This window comes from uncultured Parasphingopyxis sp., from assembly GCF_937129435.1.
Taxonomy (GTDB): domain Bacteria; phylum Pseudomonadota; class Alphaproteobacteria; order Sphingomonadales; family Sphingomonadaceae; genus Parasphingopyxis.
Genome location: NZ_CAKZNF010000074.1, coordinates 1 through 22,991 on the forward strand (window position 1 = coordinate 1; position 22,991 = coordinate 22,991).

The 22,991-nt window shown below is 64.2% G+C and carries 21 protein-coding genes, 1 tRNA gene and 1 pseudogene; 13 read left to right on the forward strand and 10 right to left on the reverse strand.

Features of this window, described 5'->3' with window-relative positions; genetic code table 11:
• Together Q0139_RS11700 and Q0139_RS11705 are read left to right on the forward strand one after the other, a co-directional pair.
• Window positions 1-2,805, forward strand: a pseudogene (locus Q0139_RS11700) (DNA-directed RNA polymerase subunit beta'); the annotation flags it as partial.
• A gap of 172 nt (window positions 2,806-2,977) precedes the next feature.
• Window positions 2,978-3,598, forward strand: coding sequence for a LysE family translocator (locus Q0139_RS11705; RefSeq protein WP_298021996.1), 621 nt, complete (start codon window positions 2,978-2,980; stop codon window positions 3,596-3,598).
• 7 nt (window positions 3,599-3,605) lie between these two features.
• Here Q0139_RS11705 and Q0139_RS11710 read toward each other — a convergent pair whose 3' ends face one another.
• On the reverse strand, window positions 3,606-3,929 hold the full coding sequence (locus tag Q0139_RS11710) for a zf-TFIIB domain-containing protein (RefSeq protein WP_298021997.1): 324 nt from the start codon (window positions 3,927-3,929) through the stop codon (window positions 3,606-3,608).
• A gap of 14 nt (window positions 3,930-3,943) precedes the next feature.
• Window positions 3,944-4,177, reverse strand: a complete 234-nt coding sequence (locus Q0139_RS11715; RefSeq protein ID WP_298021999.1) for a DUF2945 domain-containing protein — start codon at window positions 4,175-4,177, stop codon at window positions 3,944-3,946.
• A gap of 86 nt (window positions 4,178-4,263) precedes the next feature.
• Between Q0139_RS11715 and Q0139_RS11720 the strand changes: the two genes are divergently transcribed.
• From Q0139_RS11720 to Q0139_RS11750, 7 genes are all read left to right on the forward strand, one after another.
• Complete coding sequence (locus Q0139_RS11720) at window positions 4,264-5,445, forward strand: glycosyltransferase family 1 protein (RefSeq protein ID WP_298022136.1); 1,182 nt, start codon at window positions 4,264-4,266, stop codon at window positions 5,443-5,445.
• Window positions 5,446-5,452: 7 nt separating this feature from the next.
• Window positions 5,453-6,763, forward strand: coding sequence for a replication-associated recombination protein A (locus Q0139_RS11725; RefSeq protein ID WP_298022001.1), 1,311 nt, complete (start codon window positions 5,453-5,455; stop codon window positions 6,761-6,763).
• A 72-nt stretch (window positions 6,764-6,835) separates the two neighbouring features.
• A complete protein-coding gene (locus Q0139_RS11730; protein ID WP_298022004.1) occupies window positions 6,836-8,092 on the forward strand; it encodes a mechanosensitive ion channel in 1,257 nt (418 codons plus the stop codon).
• Entirely contained in the window at window positions 8,092-8,982 is an 891-nt protein-coding gene (locus Q0139_RS11735; protein ID WP_298022006.1) for a hypothetical protein, read from the forward strand. The genes Q0139_RS11730 and Q0139_RS11735 overlap by 1 nt, the downstream gene beginning before the upstream one ends.
• Before the next feature lie 32 nt (window positions 8,983-9,014).
• Window positions 9,015-9,590, forward strand: a complete 576-nt coding sequence (locus tag Q0139_RS11740; RefSeq protein WP_298022009.1) for a cupin domain-containing protein — start codon at window positions 9,015-9,017, stop codon at window positions 9,588-9,590.
• A gap of 54 nt (window positions 9,591-9,644) precedes the next feature.
• Window positions 9,645-9,720: transfer RNA gene (locus tag Q0139_RS11745), tRNA-Thr, on the forward strand.
• A 205-nt stretch (window positions 9,721-9,925) separates the two neighbouring features.
• Complete coding sequence (locus tag Q0139_RS11750; protein WP_298022012.1) at window positions 9,926-11,752, forward strand: gamma-glutamyltransferase family protein; 1,827 nt, start codon at window positions 9,926-9,928, stop codon at window positions 11,750-11,752.
• 88 nt (window positions 11,753-11,840) lie between these two features.
• On the opposite strand, the gene Q0139_RS11755 is transcribed toward Q0139_RS11750, so the two are convergent.
• Both Q0139_RS11755 and Q0139_RS11760 read right to left on the reverse strand, forming a co-directional pair.
• A complete protein-coding gene (locus Q0139_RS11755; RefSeq protein WP_298022015.1) occupies window positions 11,841-14,192 on the reverse strand; it encodes a serine/threonine-protein kinase in 2,352 nt (783 codons plus the stop codon).
• Window positions 14,193-14,194: 2 nt separating this feature from the next.
• Window positions 14,195-14,749: an ECF-type sigma factor gene (locus Q0139_RS11760; protein WP_298022018.1), complete on the reverse strand. Its 555-nt coding sequence runs from the start codon at window positions 14,747-14,749 to the stop codon at window positions 14,195-14,197.
• A gap of 253 nt (window positions 14,750-15,002) precedes the next feature.
• Here Q0139_RS11760 and fghA point away from each other — a divergent pair, with 253 nt between their 5' ends.
• From fghA to Q0139_RS11780, 4 genes are all read left to right on the forward strand, one after another.
• Window positions 15,003-15,854: an S-formylglutathione hydrolase gene (gene fghA / locus Q0139_RS11765; protein ID WP_298022021.1), complete on the forward strand. Its 852-nt coding sequence runs from the start codon at window positions 15,003-15,005 to the stop codon at window positions 15,852-15,854.
• 193 nt (window positions 15,855-16,047) lie between these two features.
• Window positions 16,048-16,962, forward strand: coding sequence for an NADPH:quinone oxidoreductase family protein (locus Q0139_RS11770; RefSeq protein ID WP_298022023.1), 915 nt, complete (start codon window positions 16,048-16,050; stop codon window positions 16,960-16,962).
• A 60-nt stretch (window positions 16,963-17,022) separates the two neighbouring features.
• Window positions 17,023-18,075, forward strand: coding sequence for an AI-2E family transporter (locus Q0139_RS11775; RefSeq protein WP_298022026.1), 1,053 nt, complete (start codon window positions 17,023-17,025; stop codon window positions 18,073-18,075).
• Between the two features lie 27 nt (window positions 18,076-18,102).
• The gene (locus tag Q0139_RS11780) at window positions 18,103-18,483 is read left to right on the forward strand and encodes a VOC family protein (RefSeq protein ID WP_298022029.1); all 381 of its coding nucleotides are present in this window, start codon (window positions 18,103-18,105) and stop codon (window positions 18,481-18,483) included.
• A gap of 10 nt (window positions 18,484-18,493) precedes the next feature.
• Here Q0139_RS11780 and speD read toward each other — a convergent pair whose 3' ends face one another.
• The 6 genes from speD to Q0139_RS11810 all read right to left on the reverse strand — a co-directional run bounded on the left by speD (window position 18,494) and on the right by Q0139_RS11810 (window position 22,991).
• Window positions 18,494-18,916, reverse strand: coding sequence for an adenosylmethionine decarboxylase (speD, locus tag Q0139_RS11785; protein WP_298022032.1), 423 nt, complete (start codon window positions 18,914-18,916; stop codon window positions 18,494-18,496).
• Complete coding sequence (locus Q0139_RS11790) at window positions 18,909-20,447, reverse strand: polyamine aminopropyltransferase (protein ID WP_298022035.1); 1,539 nt, start codon at window positions 20,445-20,447, stop codon at window positions 18,909-18,911. Before Q0139_RS11790 ends, speD begins: the two co-directional genes overlap by 8 nt.
• A 72-nt stretch (window positions 20,448-20,519) precedes the next feature.
• Entirely contained in the window at window positions 20,520-20,735 is a 216-nt protein-coding gene (locus tag Q0139_RS11795) for a DUF350 domain-containing protein (protein WP_298022038.1), read from the reverse strand.
• Window positions 20,736-20,756: 21 nt separating this feature from the next.
• Window positions 20,757-20,924: a hypothetical protein gene (locus tag Q0139_RS11800; RefSeq protein ID WP_298022041.1), complete on the reverse strand. Its 168-nt coding sequence runs from the start codon at window positions 20,922-20,924 to the stop codon at window positions 20,757-20,759.
• A 17-nt stretch (window positions 20,925-20,941) separates the two neighbouring features.
• Window positions 20,942-22,324: a DUF4178 domain-containing protein gene (locus Q0139_RS11805; protein WP_298022043.1), complete on the reverse strand. Its 1,383-nt coding sequence runs from the start codon at window positions 22,322-22,324 to the stop codon at window positions 20,942-20,944.
• Entirely contained in the window at window positions 22,314-22,991 is a 678-nt protein-coding gene (locus Q0139_RS11810; RefSeq protein ID WP_298022045.1) for a DUF4178 domain-containing protein, read from the reverse strand. Before Q0139_RS11810 ends, Q0139_RS11805 begins: the two co-directional genes overlap by 11 nt.

A 22,991-nucleotide genomic window follows, 5' to 3' on the forward strand; every position in this document is an offset into this window, starting at 1 on the left:
CTGATGATGTCGACCAACAACATCCTCTCGCCCGCCAACGGCAAGCCGATCATCGTGCCTTCGCAGGACATGGTTCTCGGCATCTATTATCTGTCGATGGACCGCGAAGGCGAGCCCGGCGAGGGTTCGATCCTCGCCGACATCACCGAGGTGCATCAGGCGCTCGAGGTCGGCGCGGTCACGCTCCACTCGAAGATCACGACCCGGGTCCCGCAGACCGACGAGGACGGCAATGAGTATCTCATGCGCGTCGAGACGACGCCGGGCCGGATGCTGATCGCCGAGAAGCTGCCGAAGAGCCACAAGGTGCCGTTCGAAACGATCAACAAGCTTCTCACCAAGAAGGAGATCGGCGACGTTATCGATATCGTCTATCGCCACACCGGGCAGAAAGACACGGTCCTGTTCGCCGACGGCATCATGGCATTGGGCTTCCAGCATGCATGCAAGGCCGGCATCTCGTTCGGCAAGGACGACATGATCATCCCGGACGCCAAGGAAGGCCTGGTGGAGGAAACGCGTGCGCTGGTCGCCGATTACGAGCAGCAATATCAGGACGGCCTGATCACGCAGCAGGAGAAGTACAACAAGGTGATCGACGCCTGGAGCCGTTGCGGCGACCAGGTCGCGGACGCCATGATGGACGAAATCCGCGCCACGCCGAAGGACGAGGACGGCCGCGAACGCGAGATCAACTCGATCTACATGATGTCGCACTCCGGCGCCCGTGGTTCGCCCGCCCAGATGAAGCAGCTCGCCGGCATGCGCGGCCTGATGGCCAAACCGTCGGGCGAGATCATCGAGACGCCGATCCTGTCGAACTTCAAGGAAGGCCTGACCGTTCTTGAATATTTCAACTCGACCCACGGCGCCCGCAAGGGCCTTGCCGATACGGCGCTCAAGACGGCGAACTCGGGCTATCTGACCCGCCGTCTCGTCGACGTGTCGCAGGACTGCACGATCGTCGAGGAAGACTGCAAGACGAAGAAGTCGCTGGAAATGAAGGCGATCGTCCAGGGCGGTTCGACCATCGCAACGCTCGCCGAGCGTATCCTGGGCCGCACGGCGGCCGAGGACATCGCGGGCGGCAAGGACGACGAGATCATCGTCAAGGCCGGAACCCTGATCGACGAGCCGATGGCGCAGGCGATCGAGGATTCGGGCGTCCAGTCCGTCCAGATCCGCTCCCCGCTGGTCTGCGAATCCAAGGTCGGCGTCTGCGGCAAATGCTACGGTCGTGACCTCGCGCGCGGCACCCCGGTGAACATCGGCGAGTCGGTGGGCGTCATTGCCGCCCAGTCGATCGGCGAGCCGGGCACGCAGCTGACGATGCGGACCTTCCACATCGGCGGTGCGGCGCAGCTCAACGAGCAGTCGAACCTCGAAGCGCCTGCCGACGGCAAGCTCGAATATCGCGATCTCAATCCGATCAACGACAGCAAGGGCCGCAAGCTCGCCCTGTCGCGCTCGGGCGAACTCGCGATCCTCGACGAGGACGGCCGCGAAGTCGGCGTGTTCCGTATTCCCTACGGCGCGCGCCTGCTTCACGACGAAGGCCATGTCGTTTCCAAGGGCGACCGGATCGCCGAGTGGGATCCGAGCTTCGCACCGGTCATCACCGAAAAGGGTGGCGTGGTGAAGCTGCAGGACGTCGTGGACGGCCGCACGGTCAAGGAAGAGACCGACGAGGCGACGGGCATCACCCAGCGCGTCGTGACCGAGGACCAGGCCAAGTCCAAGAAGGACGACCTCAAGCCCCGCATCACGCTGCTCGACGAGGACAGCGGCGAGGCGGCGGTCTACCGCCTGATCCCCGGCGCGGTCATCTCGGTCGAGGACGGCCAGCAGCTGAACGAAGGCGATATCGTCGCCCGACTTCCTCGCGAAGCCGCCAAGACGCGTGACATCACCGGCGGTCTGCCGCGTGTCGCCGAGCTGTTCGAGGCCCGCGTGCCGAAGGACAATGCGGTGATCGCCAAGATCGACGGCCGCGTCGAGTTCGTCCGCGACTACAAGGCCAAGCGCAAGATCGCGATCGTTCCGGACGAGGGCGATCCGGTCGAATATCTGATCCCCAAGACCAAGATCATCGACGTGCAGGAAGGCGATATGGTGAAGAAGGGCGACGACCTTGTCGCCGGTTCGCCCGATCCGCACGACATTCTAGAGGTCATGGGTATCGAGGCGCTGGCCGAGTATCTCGTGGCGGAGATCCAGGAGGTCTATCGTCTGCAGGGCGTGAAGATCAACGACAAGCACATCGAGACGATCGTTCGTCAGATGCTGCAGAAGGTCGAGATCACCGAAAGCGGCGATTCCACCCTGCTTCCGGGCGAGCAGATCGACCGCGAAGAGATGGACGAGATCAACGCGGAGCTGAAGAAGTCGCGCAAGAAGCCGGCGGAGGGCAAGCCCGTTCTGCTCGGCATCACCAAGGCGTCGCTGCAGACCCGCAGCTTCATCTCGGCAGCCTCGTTCCAGGAAACGACGCGCGTGCTCACCGAAGCCGCGGTTCAGGGCAAGTCGGACACGCTCCTTGGTCTCAAGGAGAATGTGATCGTCGGCCGCCTGATCCCGGCCGGCACGGGTGCGGGCATGAACCGCATGCGTGTCACCGCCTCGTCCCGCGATGCGGCCCTTCGCGCCCAGCAGAAAAAGCTGCAGGAAGCGATAATCGCAGCCCAGACGGCCGAGGAAGAGCATGAGGCCGAAATGAAGCAGGATCCCGCCGCCTCGACCGGGGACGATCCGATCGCCGAGGTCGTGGCCGAAGGCGAGAATGCGGGCGAACAGCCGGAAGAATAGGCTCGTTCGTCAGCAACATGAAAAAGCCCCGCCGGAGCGATCCGGCGGGGCTTTTTGTTGGCATTATTGGCGCCACGCAACGTTCGCGCCGAAGCCAGGCGCGGAATATCCTCGCTTTTGCCGTCTCGTCGAGGCTAGGTCAGACGCGAGGCAATTGGGGAGCACGGCACCGATGGAAATGCATCTCTGGCTCGGCTTCGCCGCCGCTTCGTTCGTGCTCGCGATCGTTCCGGGACCCGGAGTGGCCAGTATCGTCGGTTTCGCAATGAGTTCCGGCCAACGCGTCGCATTGATCTCCGTCGCGGGCATGGCGCTCGGGAACACCATAGCTATCAGCGTATCGATGGCCGGCGCAGGAGCAATCCTTGCGACCTCGGCGATCGCCTTTACCGTCCTGAAATGGACAGGCGCGCTTTACCTGATCGCAATCGGCGTGATCGCGATCCTCCGAAGCCGGGAAACGCGGCGGGCGGAGATGCCGTCGAGGCCAATTTCTGGCCGGACGGCATTTCTCGCCAATGTCCTTGTCGGGACCTTCCATCCCAAGACAGTCCTGTTCTTCGTCGCCTTTGCCTCGCAGTTCATATCGGTCGACCGACCCTTCCTTCCCCAGGCGGCGATTCTGATCGCGACCTTTACGGCAATCGCAGCGGTGACCGACACGGCCTATGCCATCGGCGCCTCGCGCGCGGCGCATGCGATGCGAAATTCCAGATTGCGCCGCTGGTTGCAGCGTGCCGGTGGCGGCGTGTTGATCGCCGCAGGCGTCGCTACCGCCGCAACGCGGCGGTAGCCGCCGGCTAGTCGAAGAAATCCGACAGGAACGACCGCTTGCGCCGTTGGCCGTGATGGCCGCCGCCGCGATAGCCGCGATCGTCGTCGCCATAATAGCCGCGCTCCGGCCGGCGCACCGTTTCGACGCCGCGGGCGGGCATTCCGCTGCCCGGCATCTGCTGCATCTGTTCGCTGTTCCGCTCGATGATCTTGTCGAGTTCGCCTCGATCGAGCCATACGCCGCGGCATTGCGGGCAATAATCGATTTCGACCCCCTGCCGGTCGCTCAGCGCCAGCCCCGTTTTGCAGACGGGGCAGAGCATCGACGATACGGTTGCTTCATCGCGCATTGTCTTCAGTCTCCTTACTTCGATTGGGTCCCCGACAGTTCCGATCCCAGCTTCAGGACCTTGCCGCCATCCTCCTGCCTGATCAGATAGGCAGGATTTTCGGAATCGCCATCCCGCGTGATCTCTTCGCCCTTCAGCATCCGTGTGACCTTGCGTTCGAAGCGCTCCGCGACCTGCCCCCTGCCCTTGCCGCTGCCCCAGTCCCATTCGACATGCTGGTCCTTCTGAAAGCTGTTCGATCTCGCCATGATGGTCTCCTTCGGGAGAAAGAACGGCGAACGGCGCGGCCGCGTTCCCATTGGCCTTTCCCGCGCAATTCTCTATCTGCCTGCCGATGGATGTGAGCGATCTGCGCATTGCCCTCTTCAGCGGCAATTATAACTATGTCCGGGATGGCGCGAACCAGGCGCTGAACCGGCTGGTCGGCTATCTGCTGCGCCAAGGCGCGGCCGTGCGGATCTACTCGCCGACGGTCGAGGAACCCGATTTCGAGGCGACAGGCGATGTCGTCGACGTCCCCGCCCTCCCCCTGCCCGGCCGCGGCGAATATCGGGCGCCATTGCGGCTGCCCGGCAGAATAAGGCGCGACATTGCCGACTTCGCGCCGAACATCTTCCACGTCGCCAGTCCGGAAATCCTCGGCCATCGCGCCGTGACGCTGGCCCGCCGCTGGGACGTGCCGGTCGTCGCTTCGGTCCATACCCGGTTCGAGACCTATCCGCGCTATTACGGCCTGGCATTCCTCGAGCCGCTGACGCTCGCCATCCTGCGCCGGTTCTATCGCCGCTGCGATGCGATTTTCGCGCCGTCGGATTCGATGGCGCAGATCCTGCGCGAGCAGCGGATGAGCTATGATGTCGGCATCTGGACGCGCGGGATCGATCGGGAGGTGTTCAACCCAGGCCGCCGCGATCTCGAATGGCGGCGGGGCCTTGGAATCAACGACGACGAAGCCGTGATCGGGTTCGTCGGACGGCTCGTGATGGAGAAGGGCCTCGACGTGTTCTCCGACACGATCGACCATCTCAAGCAGCGCGGCGCGCCGCACCGCGTGATCGTCGTCGGCGAAGGGCCGGCGCGCGAATGGTTCGAACGGCGGCTGCCCGATGGCGTCTTCGTCGGCTTCCAGACCGGCGCCGATCTCGGCCGCGCAGTCGCGTCGATGGATATGCTCTTCAACCCCAGCGTCACCGAAACCTTCGGCAATGTAACACTGGAGGCAATGGCGGCGGGCTTGCCCGTTGTGGCAGCCCGCGCGACGGGCAGCGAGAGCCTCGTCACCGACGGTGTGACCGGCAAGCTGATCCGCCCCGGCGCGATCGATGCGTTCGCCGATGCGCTCGCCCATTATTGCGCCGATAAAGACGCGCGCGCGGCGGCGGGCCAGGCCGGGTGTGAGGCGAGCGAGCGATATGGCTGGGACCAGGTGAACCAGGCGTTGGTCGACGGCTATCTGCGGATCGTCCGCCAGCACGAGGCAGGAGGAGCGACGCCGCCCCGCAGCACGGCGCCCTGATCGATCGATGGCCGATCTCTTCGCCTCCGACGAGACCGACGACGCGACCGCCGATGCCGCGCCACTCGCTGATCGGCTTCGCCCGCGAACGCTAGGGGAAGTCGTGGGACAGGAGCATCTCACCGGCCCCGACGGCACGATCGGCCGGATGGTCGCGGCCGGAAAGCTCGCATCGCTCGTCCTCTGGGGACCGCCGGGCACGGGCAAAACCACCATCGCCCGGCTGCTCGCCGATGCGGTTGGGCTGCGCTTCGTGGCGATTTCAGCGGTCTTTTCCGGCGTTGCCGATTTGAAGAAGGCCTTTGCCGAGGCCCGGCAGATGGCGGGCACGGGCAAACGCACATTGCTCTTCGTCGACGAGATTCACCGCTTCAATCGCACGCAGCAGGACGGCTTCCTGCCCTATGTCGAGGATGGCACGGTGACGCTAGTGGGCGCGACGACGGAGAATCCGAGCTTCGAGATCAACGCCGCCTTGCTGAGCCGGGCGCAGGTCGTGATCCTGAACCGGCTCGACGCCGAAGCGCTCGGCACGTTGCTGGATCGCGCCGAAGAGCAGGAGGGAATTGCCCTCCCCCTAACCGCCGAAGCCCGACAGGCGCTGATCGCCTCGGCCGACGGAGACGGGCGCTTCCTGCTCAACCAGGCCGAAACGCTGTTTTCCATCGGCGCGGAGGAACCGCTCGATCCCGCTGCGCTGGCCGATTTCCTCCACCGCCGCGTCGCCGTCTACGACAAGGACCGCGAAGGCCATTACAACCTGATTTCCGCGCTCCACAAATCGATGCGCGGTTCGGATCCCCAGGCATCGCTCTACTATCTCGCGCGCATGCTGACGGCGGGCGAAGAGCCGCTTTACGTCCTGCGCCGGATCACCCGCTTTGCCAGCGAGGATATCGGCCTCGCCGACCCGCAGGCGCTCGTCCAGTGTCTTGCCGCCAAAGACGCTTACGAGTTTCTCGGCAGCCCCGAAGGCGAGCTTGCCATCGTGCAGGCCTGCCTCTACTGCGCCACCGCGCCCAAATCGAACGCCGCCTATGCCGCGCAAAAGGCGGCCTGGCGATCGGCGAAGGAGACGGGTTCGCTGATGCCGCCGATGAACATCGTCAACGCGCCGACCAAGCTGATGAAGGATGTCGGCTACGGCAAGGGCTATGCCTATGACCATGACGACCCCGAGGGCTTCTCCGGCGCAGACTACTGGCCGGACGAGATGGACCCGCAAAACTATTACCGGCCCCGAGAGCGCGGATTCGAGGCGAAGGTCGCCGAACGAATTGCCTATTGGGAACGACTTAGGGCGGAACGAAACGATTGATTCGCGCTTTTCTCCTGTAGGGTTTAGGATGCGCGTCGCGACATTCGAATCTGTTAAACAGGGGAACGCACCATGAATTTCGATCTCGAGAGAGACATTAACTGGGAGCTTGTGTGGGAATGGGGATTCAAGATCCTCGCCGCCCTCGCGATTCTGCTCATCACCCATTTCATCGCCAAGGGCGTCAAATGGGCCATCGCCAAGATGGTCGACCGCGTGCCGGCCTTGCAGAAACACAGCACTGCCGAGCCGGGGGAGACCGTCGGTAGCCAGATCGGCACCCTCGCCTACTGGATCGTCTGGCTCGTCGGTCTTGTGGTTGCGCTGCAGCCGCTCGAACTTTCCGGCGTGCTCGATCCCGTCCGCGAACTGACCACGGGCATCTTCGGTTTCCTGCCGAACATCCTCGCCGCAGGCCTGATCCTGTTCTTCGGCGTGATCGTCGCGACCATCGTGCGCCGCATCGTAGAAACCGCGCTGGCCGCGATCAATGCCGACGGGTGGTTCGCCAAGGCCGGTGCTGGCAACATCACCGGGGCCGACGCCGTCCCGGCCTCCGATGCCTCCGGCGCCGCGCATACGACGCTCAGCAAGGCGATTGGTATCATCGTGTTCGTCCTGATCATCATTCCGGTCGCGACGGCAGCGCTTGAAGCGTTGCAGCTCGACTCGATCTCGACGCCGCTGATCGCGATCCTGCAGGATGTCGCCTATTTCATCCCGCGCGCCATCGCCGCGACGCTGATCCTCGGCGTGGCCTATTTCATCGGCCGCTGGGTGAAGGGCTGGCTGCAGCAGGTGCTCGAGGCGCTCGGTCTCGACAATGCCGCTTCGGGCTCGGGTCTGCTTCCCGGTTCGGTAAGGCTGACCCGCGTCATCGGCACGGTTGCGTTGACCGCGATCATGCTCGTTGCCGCCATGGCCGCGATCGAGGTGCTGGAAATCCGCACGCTCGAAGCCATGGTTGCCGAAGTCGTCGCACTGGGCGGCCGGGTGATCTTCGGCCTGGTGATCATCGCCGTGGGCATCGTGCTCTCGCGCGTGCTCGTCAGCATCATGTCGAGCGGCACCGGCGAGACCGGCATGCTGGCGACGCTGCTGAAGTATCTGATCATCGCGCTGTTCGTCGCCATGGGCCTCAAGTTCATGGAGATTGCCGACGAGATCGTCGTGATCGCCTTCGGATCGATCGTGATTTCGGCAGCCGTGGCCGCCGCGATCGCCTTCGGCCTTGGCGGTCGCCCGACGGCCCACAAGCTCCTCGAGCGGTGGACCGACGGCGAAGCCACGAAGAAGAACCCGGGCGACACCACGCCTCCCGGGATCTAGTGCGGACGTTTCGCCGCTTCGCCTGTTTCGACTGGTCGGGACAGGCGGTGGCGAGACCGGCCGGCATCCAGCTGGCCATGACGAGGGCGGGAGCCGATGCTCCCGCCCTTGTTGCGTCGGGGCATGTGTCGGGCCGATGGTCCCGTGCGAAAGCGCTGGGCTGGCTTCACGAATGCGCGGCCGAAAAGGCCGACATGCTGATCGGTTTCGATTTCTCGACCGCCCTGCCCTTCGCCGATGCCGATGCCTATTTCCCGGGCCTGAAGGACAATCCGGGAGACGCCAAGGCGCTCTGGGCGATGGTCGACCGGCTCTGTCTTGACGAACCGCACCTCGCCGCCAATGCCATTCCCGCCCATCCCGAATTGTCCGCGCATTTTCGCCAGCGCGAAGCCGGTGCGACGCTGACCGGCGATCGCTTCGAAGCCGGGCTGGGCCGGCTTCACATCACCGAGCGGGCCTGCCGCGAGCAGGGCAAGGGCAATGCCGCTTCCTGTTTCAACCTGATCGGCGCCTCGCAGGTCGGCAAATCGAGCCTGACCGGCATGCGCGTACTCCATCGCCTCGCCGGCGCCATTCCGGTCTGGCCGTTCGATCCCGTGCCCGAACGCGGCCCGATGCTGGTCGAAATCTATACCGGCATCGCGGCTCGGGCGGCGGGGCTGACCGGAACGACCAAGGTGCGCGATGGTCAAGCGCTCGACCGCGCCTTATCTTCGCTGGGCAGCGCGCCCCACACGCCCCTCCCTCGCTATGACGACCATGCAACTGATGCGATGCTGGGCGCGGCCTGGCTGCGGCAAGCAGCGGAAGAGGCGGCGCTATGGTCGCCCGCCGGGATGACAGCGGAGCTCCGCCGCACCGAAGGCTGGACTTTCGGCGTCGCCTGACGGACTGCTGATAGGCGAGAGGAGAGCCCGCCATGCCCGAAACCCTACCCCCGGTCCGCCGCATCGTCACCGGCCACGATGCCGATGGCCGTGCGATCATCCAGGAAGACGGCGCCCCGCCCCGCGCGCAACGTTTCGGCGACGACGACCGCGCAACGCAGTTCGTCGAACTGTGGAACACCCGCGCGACGCCCGCACCCATCGACGCGGCATCGGGCGAGCCCTCCGAGGACGGCATCAACCTCCATCCGCCCGCCAATGGCACCCGCATCAGGATCGTCGATTTCGCGCCCGAGGATCCCGACGCGATCGTCCCGCCGGAAGCGGCAAAGGCGGCTTTCACCGCGATCGGCGCGGCCGACGCCCTTCGCCATGAAGGCGAAGCGCCGCGTCACCCCTTCATGCATCGTACCGAATCGATCGACTACGGGATCGTTCTGGAAGGCGAGATCACGTTGCTCGTCGAAAATGGCGAAACCGTCGTCCGCGCCGGCGATATCGTGATCCAGCGCGGCACCAGCCATGCCTGGTCGAACCGGTCGGGCAAGCCGTGCCGCGTCTGCTTCGTGCTGATCGATGGCGAATTCGATCCCGCGCTTGGCTTCTGAAACGCTCTGGATTTCACCGCCGCTTTGCCGCATAGGCGCGGCGCATGGCCCCGGGCCGGATTAGCTCAGCTGGTAGAGCAACCGCCTTGTAAGCGGTAGGTCGTCCGTTCGAGTCGGACATCCGGCACCATACAGTCTTCAAATGCGAAAGCGTGATCGAGCGCTCATCGGTCGCGTTGACGCGGGCGAAACAGACAGCCGCGAAGGTCATCTGCGAGGTTCCGTACGATTCTGCGCGGCCCAAAGAGGAATGCGATCCCTGCCCGACGTCGCCTGGGCCTTTGCAGGCGGTTTTCGCTCGCCTACGCTCAAGGCTCACCAAAGGGACAAGCAATATGCGATCGATCACGACATTGGCCGCGGCCATCTTACTCTTTGGCAGTCCTGCGCTGGCGCAGCCATCGGACAATGTTGCCGATACGACGGCCGAGGCGACGCAGGGTATCGGCCCCGGTGCGCGGCCGGTCGGTGCGCAATGGAGCCGCAGTCCGGTCGTCGCACCCAATGGCATGGCGGCCACCGCACATCCGCTGGCGACCCAGGTCGCGCTCAATATCCTGCAGGACGGCGGAAGTGCGGTCGATGCGGCGATCGCGGCCAATGCCGCGCTCGGCCTGATGGAACCGACGGGGAACGGCATCGGCGGCGACCTGTTCGCGATCGTCTATGACCCTGAAACCGAACAGCTTTACGGCATCAACGGTTCCGGCCGATCGCCCGCCGGGCAGACGCTGGATCAGCTACGCGAGCGGCTCGGCCCCGACGCGACGTCGATTCCGCCGGTCGGGCCGCTTCCGGTCACAGTGCCGGGTACCGTCGATGCATGGTTCGCACTGCACGAGCGTTTCGGCCGGTTGCCGATGGCGCAGAACCTAGCCCCGACGATCCGCTACGCGCGAGAGGGCCATCCGCTCGCCCCCGTCATCGCCATGTATTTCGGCCGCAACCTCACCCGCTTTGAGGAGAACCAGCAACGGTACGGCTTCGATTTCGACAATGGCCGCGCAACCTATTTCGCGGGTGGCGCACCGGAACCCGGCGACACGTTCCGCAACCCGGATCTGGCGGACACGCTCGAGAGAATCGGCGCGAACGGCCGGGACGAGTTCTACGAAGGCGAGACCGCGCGGACGATGGTCGATTATCTGCGCCGTCAGGGCAGCGCCTTCACGCTCGACGATTTTGCCACCCACGAAAGCGAATGGGTCGACGTCGCCTGCGTGGCCTATCGCCGGGGTTACGAACTGTGCGAGTTGCCGCCGAATTCGCAAGGCTTCGCGGCCCTGCAGATGGTCAACATCCTGCGCAACGTCGATCTGTCGCAATGGGAGCGCGGCTCTCCGGAGGTGCTGCACTACATCACCGAAGCGAAGCGGCTGGCGTTCGAGGACGTGGCGCGCTTCTACGCCGACCCCGCCTTCTCGGCCGCACCCGAAGGCCTGCTGACGCCAGAATACGGCCGCGCCCGCTTTTCCGAAATCGATCCGGCGCGCGCCACACCCGCCTTCTCCCCCGGCACGCCGGACGCCCCCGAACTCGAAGGGCCGGGCGATACCACCTATCTCACCGTCGCCGATTCGAGCGGCATGATGGTGAGCCTGATCCAGTCCAATTATCGCGGCATGGGCAGCGGGCTCGTCGCCGACGGGCTGGGCTTCATGTTCCAGGATCGCGGCGAACTCTTCAGCCTCGATCCAGACCACCCCAATGCCTATGAGCCGGGCAAACGGCCGTTCCACACGATCATTCCGGCCTTCGTCATGCACGACGGCGAACCCTTTATGAGCTTCGGGCTGATGGGTGGCGGGATGCAGCCGCAGGGCCATGTCCAGATCCTCGTCAACCTGGTCGATTATGGCATGAACCTTCAGGAAGCGGGCGATGCGGCGCGGCTGATGCACGACGGCGGCCGCCAGCCGACCGATGCGTTGAGCGGCAGCGCCGCGGACACCGTCCCGATCGACGATCTCGGCACGCTCTATGTCGAACCCGGCGTGCCGGCCGAGACCATCGAGGCGCTGCGCGCGATGGGGCACAATGTCGAGGTCGAGGAGACGGGCATGCCCTTTGGCGGCTATCAGGCCATCGCCCGCCATCCCGAGACCGGCGTCTATATCGGAGCCACTGAGATGCGAAAGGACGGGCAGGCTGCCGGGTGGTAGGCTGATCACGGCCCATTCCGGAGGAAAACAGTCGGGCAGAAACTCTCTTGGTACCGGCGCGGCGGCCGGGGATCGGTCGCTGGAGGCCCTAGCAGGAGCGCAACGCTTCGTTCGCCCGGGCATAGGTGTCGCCGCGATCGAAATCGGACATTTCGCCTCGCGCGTCCAGAGCGTCGAAACGTTCGATCGTCTGGCGAAAATAACGACAGGCAGCGGCCTGGTTGCCGGCACGAACATGAATGTCGCCCAGACCGTTCAGCTGGATCGCAACGTCACGGAAGTATCCCTGCTGGTCCGGCTGCATACGCGACAGTCTTTGCCGAATGGCGAGCGATGCTTCCGCCGATGCAATCGCCTCGGGAAATCGGCCGGCCGACGAGAGGGTAAGGCCGCGCTGGCCGCCGATCACCGCGAGCAATCTGAGCGTGCCCTCGTCGTCGGGATCGGCTTCGACCAGTCGTTCCACGATCGCATAAGCCTCATCGAGTGCGGCGACCGCGTCGTCGACACGATCGAGTTCGTCGAGCGTCCCACCACGCGACCAGTGGACCAAGGCGAGGTCGCGCCGAATATTGGGATCGTTCATACCGGCGCGCCTCGCGGACTGGAGGATCGAGATAGCGCGTTCGTAATCCTCGTTGGCCGCCGATAACTCATCCAGATAATAGCGCGTGTCTCCACGAAGACGCAGCGCAAGCGCGCGCAGCCGCGTAACGTCGCGCGTGCGCCGCCTGTCAGGCGACATCGATTCCAACGCCGCGATCGCGCCGCTAAATGCGTCGAACGCAGTATCGAGATTATCGAGCCAGTATTGACTGTTCGCCTGTGCGATAAGTGCCTGTGCACGGCGCTGGATACAGTCGTCGCCCTCTCCGCAAACCCTCTCCAATATGGGCGCAATGCTGTTGGCGATTTCCAGGCCCCGCTCCATGTCGTCGCTCGTCTGAACGACAAAGATCGACCGTGCATATCGAAGATCCGCGAGCGCGAGCGCCACCTCCCGATCGTCCGGTATCTCCTGGTGAAGCGCCGTGAGGATGGTGTCGGAACGCTCATAGTTTCGCTCGGCGGCTTCGCGCAGCCCGAGATTGCCCCCACCGGCGCCGCCCATCACATCGGCGAGCCGCATGAATCCGCGCCCGGCATCCAGCCGGACGCTGGGCGGTGCGTCCGGATCCGACGCAAGCGCATTGAGATATTCCTGCGCGGTCGATGCCAGCATGCGCCTCGCCGAAGTCGACCCCGGGATCGCGTCAACCTCGTCATATATGTCGAACAACAATCTGTTCGACAGGGAGCGTATCTGGTCGAATCGCTCTTCGGCCTGCGCCTGCGCGACCCGGGCGCGCTGGAAACCGATCGATGTCGCTATGAGCCCGCCAACGAGGAGAACGAGCATCGCTGCGGCGACCGCGACCGCCAATTTGCGCCGCTTCAGGAATTTGACAATGTGATAGCCGCGCCCGCCCTCGCGCGCAGCCACCGGGCGGCCGTCGCGCAATCGCTGAACGTCGTCGATCAGCGCATCGGCGGAACGGTAGCGCTGTTCGGGGTCCTCCGCCGCCGCCCGGCCGATCACGGCGGCGATGTCGCTATCGCCCTCGTCCGGTTCCATGAGAAGCGCCAGCACCTTGCCGAGCGAATAGATGTCGGTCAGCGTCGTCGCGGGTGCTCCGTATTTCCGCTCGGGCGCGGCAAAGCCGGGGGTCATGCTCAGCGCGATGACCTCCTGTTCGGGCTCGGCATCGACCTGTTCCAGTTCGGTCGGCTTGGCGATGCCGAAATCGATGAGCTTGGGCTGCCCGTCGGGCGTCACGAGAATGTTGGCCGGCGTAATATCGCGATGGATGACGAGATTCTGGTGTGCGAAGCGGACGGCGCCGCAAACCTGTTCGAACAGCGCAAGCCGTGCGTCGCGATCGAGGTCTTGCTCGGCGGCCCAGCGATCGATCGGCATGCCATCGATCAGCTCCATGACGATATAGGGACTGCCGCCCTCCATCGTGCCGCCGTCGTAGAGCCGCGCGATATGGGGGTGCGAGAGGTTCGCGAGCAATTGCCGCTCGCGCTCGAACCGGTCCTTCAGCGCGCCGCCAAGTATGCCGGGCCGGACGATCTTGATCGCGACTTCATGATCGAAATCGCCGCTGTCGCGTACCGCGCGATAAACCGCGCCCATACCGCCTTCGCCCAGCGCCTCGACGATACGATAGGCGCCGACTTGCTCGGGCGCGGGCGCGTCGGTGACGACATGGGCGACGCCGCCAGTCGGCAGCCAGTCGCCCTGCTCGTCCACCGCGCCAAGTAGCCTGAGCGTGCGTTGCCGCAGCGCGTCATCGCCATCCGTTTCGCGCCGGACAAAGGGTTCGCGTTCCTCCGGGTCGAACCGAAGCGCTTCTTCGAGAAGAGCCAGCGCGCGCTCTTCGACGCCGGCATCCATGGTTACGCCGCCGCGTCGATCGCGTCGACGAGCCAGGCCCGCGCCGCGTTCCAGCGCCGCTTGACGGTCGGTTCGGACAGGCCGGTGACGATCGAAACATCGGCCACCGTCATCCCGCCGAAATAGCGCATCTCGACGATATAGGCCTTTTCCGTGTCGATCGCCGACAGCCGCTGCAGCGCGTGGCTCAATTGCAGCAAATCCTCACGCGGACGTTCGGCGATGTTGGTCACCAGCGTGACGCGCCGGTGCGCGCGCTTGTTCGCCTGCTTGGCCCGCGCGTGGTCGATCAGGATACGGCGCATCAGCCGCGCCGACAGCGCCTTCACATGGGCCCGGTCCTGCAACTCCAGGCCATCGATGCCGATCAGGCGCACCACCGCCTCGTTGACGAGATCGCCGATCGTCAGGGTTACATGGCCCTCGCCGCGCAGAATCTCCGAGGCTGTCCGCTCCAGCCAGCCGTGCAGCTGCTCTATCAGCGTGTTGCGCGCCTCTTCGTCACCGCGGCGCCACAGCGCTACCAGCGTTCCATTTTGCGTCTGAGACTCGATCACATCGTCCCCCCAAACGTTTCCTTGCATATCGAGAGCCATAGGCAAATTCCCCCCAACCCTCGCAGATGACAACCCTTCGCGAATGCGGAAGCCATTGTCAAAAAAGCGGTATTCGGCAAGCGCTATTGTCGAGGCCAAGCATCGAAGGCATCATCTGTCATGGTTCCGGAAACGCCATTATGATCGCCGATTCCGCCTTCTGCGATGTGGATTATCACCGGCCGATATTGTTAGGATCGCGCAAGGAGGTTTCATGACGAACACGATACGAACGGAGTCGGAAAACAGGGCGCATGGCGGCGTGCAGGGCGTCTACAGCCATGACAGCGAGGCGACAGGGACGGCGATGACCTTCTCGGTCTTCGTCCCTCATCATGATGAAGGCGCGCGGCTGCCGGTCGTCTGGTATCTCTCCGGCCTCACCTGCAATCACGCCAACGTGACCGAGAAGGGCGAGTTTCGCGGCGCCTGCGCCGAACATGGCCTGATCTTCATCGCGCCGGACACCAGCCCGCGCGGCGAGGAGGTGCCCGACGACGAGGCCTATGATTTCGGCAAGGGCGCCGGCTTTTACGTCGATGCGACCGAGGAGCCGTGGTGCGAACATTATCGCCTGCGCAGCTATATCGAGGACGAGCTGCCGACGCTGATCGCCAAGGAATTCCCGATGGCCGATCTGCAGCGAGAGGGGATTATGGGCCATTCGATGGGCGGCCATGGCGCGCTGACCATCGGCCTGCGCAATCCGGACCGGTTCAAAGCCGTTTCCGCCTTCGCCCCGATCGTCGCGCCGCTCGAATGCCCATGGGGCGAAAAGGCACTGACCGGCTATCTCGGCGAAGATCGCGCGGCGTGGCGCGCCTATGACGCCTGTGCGCTGATCGCCGATGGCAACACGGTCGACGAACTGCTCGTCGACCAGGGAACCGCCGACCAGTTCCTCGACGAGCAACTCAAGCCCGAGCTGCTCGAAAAGGCCTGTGCTGACGCCGGGATCGCGCTCACGCTCAACCGGCGCGAAGGGTATGACCACAGCTATTATTTCATCTCGACATTCATGCTCGATCATATCGCCTGGCATGCCGAACGCCTGAAACGCGGTTGATTGCGCGTCTCGACAATTGCCGAAGACCCTTCGACAGGCTCAGAGTGAGCGCCTAGGATCGGCGCCATCTATTTCCATCAGGCGCATTGCAGGAGCCGCCGGTATGACAACGACGACGCCGAAGACCATGAGGGTTCTCGAGGTCCGTGATCTGGCACCGGGATTTTCGGGATGCGCGCTCACGGAACGTGACATGCCGAAGCCGGGCGATGGTGAGGCTCTGGTCGAAATCCGTGCGGCCGCTCTGGGCTTTCCCGACCTGCTGATGACCGAGGGCAAATATCAGCACAAACCCGATCTGCCCTTCGTGCCGGGCAGCGAATGCGCGGGGATCGTCGTCTCCACGGGTGGCGATGTGACGGATATCGCGCCGGGCGACGAAGTGGTCGTCATGTGCGGCACCGGCGGCTTCGCCGAATATGGTGTCTTTCCCGTAAGTGCATTGCGCCGGAAACCGGCCCCGTTCGATTTCGGTCAGGCCGCCGCGTTCAGCGCCGCTTATCTGACGGCCTATGTCTCGCTGGTCAGACGCGCGCATCTCCAGCCGGGCGAGTGGGTCCTCGTACATGGCGCGGCGGGCGGCGTCGGGCTGGCCGCGGTCGATCTCGCCAAGGCGCTGGGCGGCCGCGTCATCGCCGCTTCGGGGTCGGACGAAAAGCTCGCGGCCATCGAAAGGAATTATGCGCCCGATGCATGCCTGAACATTTCCGAGGGATTTCGCGAACGGGTCAAGCAGATTACCGGCGGCGGCGCGGACATCATCTACGATCCGGTCGGCGGCGATATATTCGACGAGAGCACGCGCTGCATCGCATTCGACGGGCGTTTGCTTGTTGTCGGTTTCACCTCGGGCCGGATCGCAACCGTCCCCACCAACATCCCGCTGATCAAGGGCTTTTCGGTCGTCGGGGTGCGCGCCGGCGAATATGGCCGGCGCTTTCCCGAGCGCGGACAGGAGAATTTCGCCGCGATCTGGGCGCTGGCCGAGGCGGGCCGGCTGACCCCGCACGTCCATGCCAGCCTGTCGCTCGATCGCTGGCGCGACGCGTTCGAGGAAATGCGAAATCGCCGCGTCGTCGGCCGCGTTGTGATCGCTCCGCACGATTGAGAATGCTGGCGCAGTCAGGCTGCTTCGGATAGACAGCTGCGATGACGAGGGGGTTCGTGCATGACGGATGACACGCCTGCTGGCTTTGCGCGCAAATGCCTGATCGTTCTGGCCTTTGTCGCGCTGGGCGCGGCGATCTACATGCTCGGCCAGCTATGGATGATGATCTTCGCCTCGATCGTCGTGGCAGTGATCGTTCGGGCCATGGCGAGACTGTTTCTGCGGTTCGGGATTCATGACGGGATCGCGGTGACGCTTGCCGTGCTGTCGTTGTTCGCGATCATCGCCGGGCTTGTCTGGATATTCGGAGGCCTGATCAGCGGCCAGTTCGTGGCGCTCGCGGAACGCATCCCCGAAGCGATCGACGCCACGCAGCGCCAGTTCGACAGCTGGGGGATCGACTATGATGTCGAACAGGCCAGCCGCGATCTCAGTGAACAGATCTCAGGCATGTCGGCGCGCGCCGGCGCGTTCGCGATGTCGGCCGGGGGCGTCATCACCAATATCGTCCTCGTACTGGCAGGCGCGGTCTTCTTCGCCGCCCAGCCCTCGCTCTATATCGAATCGATCCTGCGCCTCGTCCCGCGCGGCCGGGAAGCGGTGGCCCGCATCGCCATCGCCGACAGCGCCAAGGCGCTCGGCCTCTGGTTGCAGGCGCAGCTGCTCTCTTCGCTCACCGTCGCCATTCTGACGACGATCGGGCTCTGGGTCATCGGCGTCCCGTCCGCAACGGCGCTCGGCCTGATCGCCGGCGCGCTCGATTTCATCCCGTTCATCGGACCGGTCGTCGCCGGTATCCCGGCGGTGCTCGTCGCGTTCAGCGAAAGCCCGCAGACCGCGCTCTGGGTCGTCGTCCTGTTCCTGATCATCCAGCAGATCCAGGGCAATATCCTGCAGCCGCTGATCCAGAAACGCTCGGTCGACCTGTCGCCCGCCGTGCTGCTCTTTGCCGTTCTCGGCGCGGGCATGGTTTTCGGGATCATGGGTGTGATCCTGTCGGCGCCGCTGACGGTGGTCGGCTTCGTCCTCGTGCAACGCCTCTATATCGAACAGGTGCTCGGCAAGACCGCGAAGACGCCGGGGCCCGAGCCCGACGAAATCGAACAAGCATAAAACCAGTATAAAGAAGGAGATAACGCCATGTATTCGCACGTGATGGTCGGCAGCAACGATATCGAACGCTCGAAGCAATTTTACGACGCGACCTTCGGCGCCTTGGGAGGCAACCCCGGGATGCAGGACGACAAGGGCCGGCTGATCTACATGCACAATGGCGGCATCTTCCTCGTCACGCCGCCGATCGACGGTCAGCCGGCGACGCACGCCAATGGCGGCACGATCGGTTTTGCGATGGACAGCAACGAGCAGGCCGATGCCTGGCACAAGGCCGGTGTCGAAGCTGGCGGCACGGCGATCGAGGATCCGCCCGGTGTGCGCGAAAGCGGCATGGGCGATCTGTATCTCGCCTATCTGCGCGATCCCGACGGCAACAAGCTCTGCGCGTTGCGGCGGATCGGGTAGGAGTTTTCCGTCAGAATTTGGCTGGCGCCAAATCGACAATCAACGCCGAACAATCTCCATTTTCGGCGCCATAGCCCCGCTCAATGGCGTTGGCGCGGACCCGTTCAGGCTCGAGCACGTCGATGAACACGGCGAGCGCGGCATCGAGGTCGTGCTTCTTCCCGCACAGGAAGAAATCGAGCGCGGCGTAGCGATGTTCGGGCCAGCTGTGGATCGAGATGTGCGATTCGGCGAGGAGGGCGACGCCGGTCACGCCCTGCCCTTCGCCGAACGGATGGACGTTGACCTCGAGCACCGTCGCCCCGGCCGCCTCGGCCGCCTCGCGCAGCGCCGTCGCGATCTCATCGGCATCGTCGAGCGGCCCCGCACAGCTGTGCAAGTCGGCAAGCAGGTGCATTCCCTCATAGGGTTCGGCGCTATGGTGTTCAGCCATCGTAGCGCCGCCATTCATCGGCAAAGGTGCGCACGAGCCGCTGATTGTCGAGCCGGTTGGGTTCGGCCGGCCGCCGGGCCATGTCGGGCGGAAAATCGAACAGCGCAGGCTCGCTCTCCTGCGTCACGAAGCGGCCGCCCGGCCGGATATTCGATTGTTCCGGCACCGCGCCATTGGCGGCGAGGATAAAGCCCCAATCGCCAAAGCTCGGCACATAAGCATGATAGGGCCGCGTTGCGAAACCCGATTCCTCCAGCGTCGCGGCGATCGTCCAATAGGCTTGCGGCGCGACGAAGGGGGAGCCGCTCTGCACGGACATCACAGCCCCCGGCGCGAGACGCGGGCGCAATGCGCTATAGAAGCTGGTCGAATAAAGTTTGCCGAGCGAGAAATCGGTCGGATCGGGAAAATCGACGATCACGGCATCGTAACTCCCTTCATCCTCGCGAACCCAGCGAAAGCCGTCGGCGTTGATCACCGTCATGCGCGGGTCGGTCAGCGATTCCTCGTTGAGCCGCGACAGCATCGGCGAATTGCGAAACAGCTCGGTGATCGCGGGATCGAGATCGACGAGCGTCACGCGTTCGACGCGCGGATCGCGCAGCACCTCGCGTGCGGCCAATCCGTCACCACCGCCGAGGATCAGGACATTGCGCGGCTCTTCCACCCGCCCGAGCACCGGCATCACCAGCGCCTCGTGATAGCGATACTCGTCGAGCGACGAAAATTGGAGATTCCCGTTGAGGAAGAGCGAGATGTTCTCTCCCCGGCGCGTGACCACGATCCGCTGATAGGGGGAGGAGACGGCATGGACGATCGGTTCTTCCAGGCTCGCCGTCTCGGCGAAGCGCTGGAACCGTTCGGAGCCGGCAAAACCCGCGATCAGCGACAGCGCCACGAGAATCCCCGCGAGCAGCTCCGGCGCGTATTTGCGCCGCGCCGGCTGGATCCAGACGAGCGCGATCGCGACGGCGGCGTTGGCGAAGCCGAACAAGAAACCCGTTCGCATCATGCCGATATAGGGCATCAGAATCAGCGGGAAGAGCAGCGATGCCGCGAGCGCGCCGACATAGTCGAAAGTCAGCACGGTGGAGACCGTCTCGCGGAAATCGAAATCGCGGCGCAGGATGCGCATCAGCAGCGGAATTTCGAGGCCGGAAAGGAAACCGATGCCGACGACCAGCGAGTAAAGCAGGATCCGGAAATAATCGACGACGGGAAACAGCAGGAACAGCAAGGCCGCCGCCCAGCCGCCGATCAGCGCGATCAGGATCTCGGCGCGGATGAACAGCCGCATCTCATCCTTGCGGACATAGCGCGAAACCCAGCTTCCCAGTCCCATCGAAAACAGGAAGACGCCGATGATCGTCGAAAATTGCATGACGCTGTCGCCGAGCAGGTAGCTGGCGATGGTCGAGGCAAGCAGTTCGTAGATCAGCCCGCACGTCGCCACGACGAAGACCGACGCGATCAGCGCCATCGCCATGGTGCGATTGTTCGCGGCCGGGCTATCGGTCGTTATCGTTGCCATGTCTCGATCCGGTGCAGCAACACCCGGCGTCCGGGCGGTCGAACGGGTGACGGTCTAAGAATGATCGGCAGATCAGCCAACGATGGCCGCGGCCACGATCACCGCCAGCCCGATGGCAACGCAACCGGCGAAGATCGCCACGGCGCTGTTTTGTTTCGTCTCGATCTCTTCCCACAAGCTGCCCGGCGTCAGCAGGTCGAGCAGGATGAAGGCAACGATCATCACGACGATGCCGATGCCCGCGTAGAGCAATGTCGCGCCGACGAGATACCAGCTGAACAGTTCCATAAATAGTCTCCCTTGATTCCGTTATTTGTGGCGCGGCCCGCCGCGACCGATGAAAACGCCGCCGGGTCCCCGTGCCCCGGAAGCGCGCTGCCCGTCGGCGAAGGGCGAATATCCGGCGAAGGACGCATAGGCGAAGCCCGAGGTGACGAGCAGGCACCAGGCGGCGAAAATCATGATTCCTCGGCTCATCGGATTATCCTCTCCCCTTAGTCGTCGTCATCGTCGTCTCCCGCAAAATCGCTGTCCGATTTCCGCCGGGACTCAAAACTCAGATGCCGGATCCAGACCCAGATCGCCGGCACGAAAACGACGATCAGCGCCAGGATGATGTTCGAATAGAATGTTGCGCCCCTGGCGATCGACACTTCGACGACGGCATTGCGGGTGGCGGCATATTGCCCTTCGAGCCATTGGCTGCCGGCAGCGTCGACCGTCAGGTCGTAGGTCCCGGCCGGAACCATCGAAAACTTGCTCGACGAGGAACGGCTGCCTTCGGTCCAGTTCCCCTCGGCGTCATATCCCGAATAATGTTCAACGACATTGCTGGCTTCGTAGACATCGCCGGTATCGCGATCGGTGAGCGTATAGGCGAGATCGATCCAGGCATTGTCGATGCCGGGTGCGCGTGCCGAAACGGTCACGGCCTGGCGCGGCCGGGTGAGTTCGATCGGCCCGATCTTCGCGCTCTGCTCGACGCCGTTGGTGGCAAGGTTGACCCGGGTGGTTTCGGGATCGCTCGTGCCGCCGAACATGATCGCGAACAGGATGATCGCCGCGGCTGCCAGCCCCGCGATCTTCATCATCTGGCCCGATTGCTTCTTATAGGGCGAAGGCTGGTGGGGGAGCGGCAGCCCACCGCCGGTCAGCGGCTCGACCCCGAAGGCATCGGGCACCTCGTTCGGCTCGAGCAGCTCGCCAAGCGTCCATTCGGTCTCGTGCTTCGACGATTCCCAGCTCAGCATCTTGCCGGGGCGGACATAGTCGGCCGTGAGCGCCTCTTCGCCGACCTGCACCTGCCAGTAGAATTCGCCGAGCACGAAATCGACCTGGTTGCGGGTCTGGGCGTAGAAGGGCTCGTAGAACTCGCCATCGACCGTGAAGCCGAGCAGGCCGTTCTTCGCCGGCATCTCGGTCAGCTGGCGCCCCAAAGTCCAGCCGCGACCGTCGGTATCGAGGAAGCGGTAGCCGTAATAGGGATTGAACAGCAGATATTCGTCCCAGGGATAGGTGCCGTTTTCGGACCGGCGCATATAGCCGATCACCTCCCATTCGATCCCGCGCAACTTTCCGCGCGAGCCGAGCGGCAGATCGAGCTTGCGGACCTCCTCTTCGTAGCGCTGGATAATGCGGACATCGGGATCGGTGACGTCGAGCGTCGAGCCGCAATATTGGCAAGCGACCGTCACGGTGTAGCCCGCCGCCTTGATCTCGATCGAGCCGCCGCAATTGGGACAGTTGAATTGCTCGGCCGCGGCGGCCTTGTCGCCCTCAGCCGTCACCACCGTGCGTGGAGATGTCGGGCCGGCGGCCCCGCTTTCGCCTGCGCCCCAGGGATTGGGGCGATCGCTGTCGGGCGGTTCAGGCGGCATATTCGGGCCTTGCCCATCCCTGGATCTCGCGCAGATAGCGAGGTTCCAATTCGGCCAGCGACACATAGCGGCCCATATAGAAACCCGGCGGCTCGCCCTCCTCACGCTCAACGTTGGCCGACAGGCCCGCCGGATTGCGGAAGTCGACATTGTAGACGCTCCAGCCCGTCGTCGCGGCGAAGGGCAATTCGCCTTCCGCCGATATGCACCGCGCCCAGCGCGCATCGGCCACGAAATAGGGTTGGCCGTCGATTTCCGTCCGGTCGCCGGGAACCGCATCCCCGCCCGCCGCAATCCGCTGGACGAGATCGGAGTGCGAGCTTTCGAGCGGCTGTTCGATCACCATCTGGAACTGGCCGTCGCTCTCGCTGAGCCAGCCATGCGTCATGTCTGAAAACAGGCAGAGCCAGTCGTTCCACGAACCCTGTTCATAGCCGAGCCGGATGCGGCCGATCACCTCGAAATTGCGGCCGTCATATTTGCCGGTCGTGCCGCGCTGGATCGGGCTGACGTCGAAGGGGAGCGCGGCAACTTCGCCGATCTTTTCCAGCGCCTCGCCGATCCGTTTGACCGTGCTGTGGCAATAGTCGCAGATCACGGCGGGCAGGCCGGACGAGCGGAAGACGACTTCCGCACCGCAATTCGGGCAGTTCTCGGATTTCGCCAC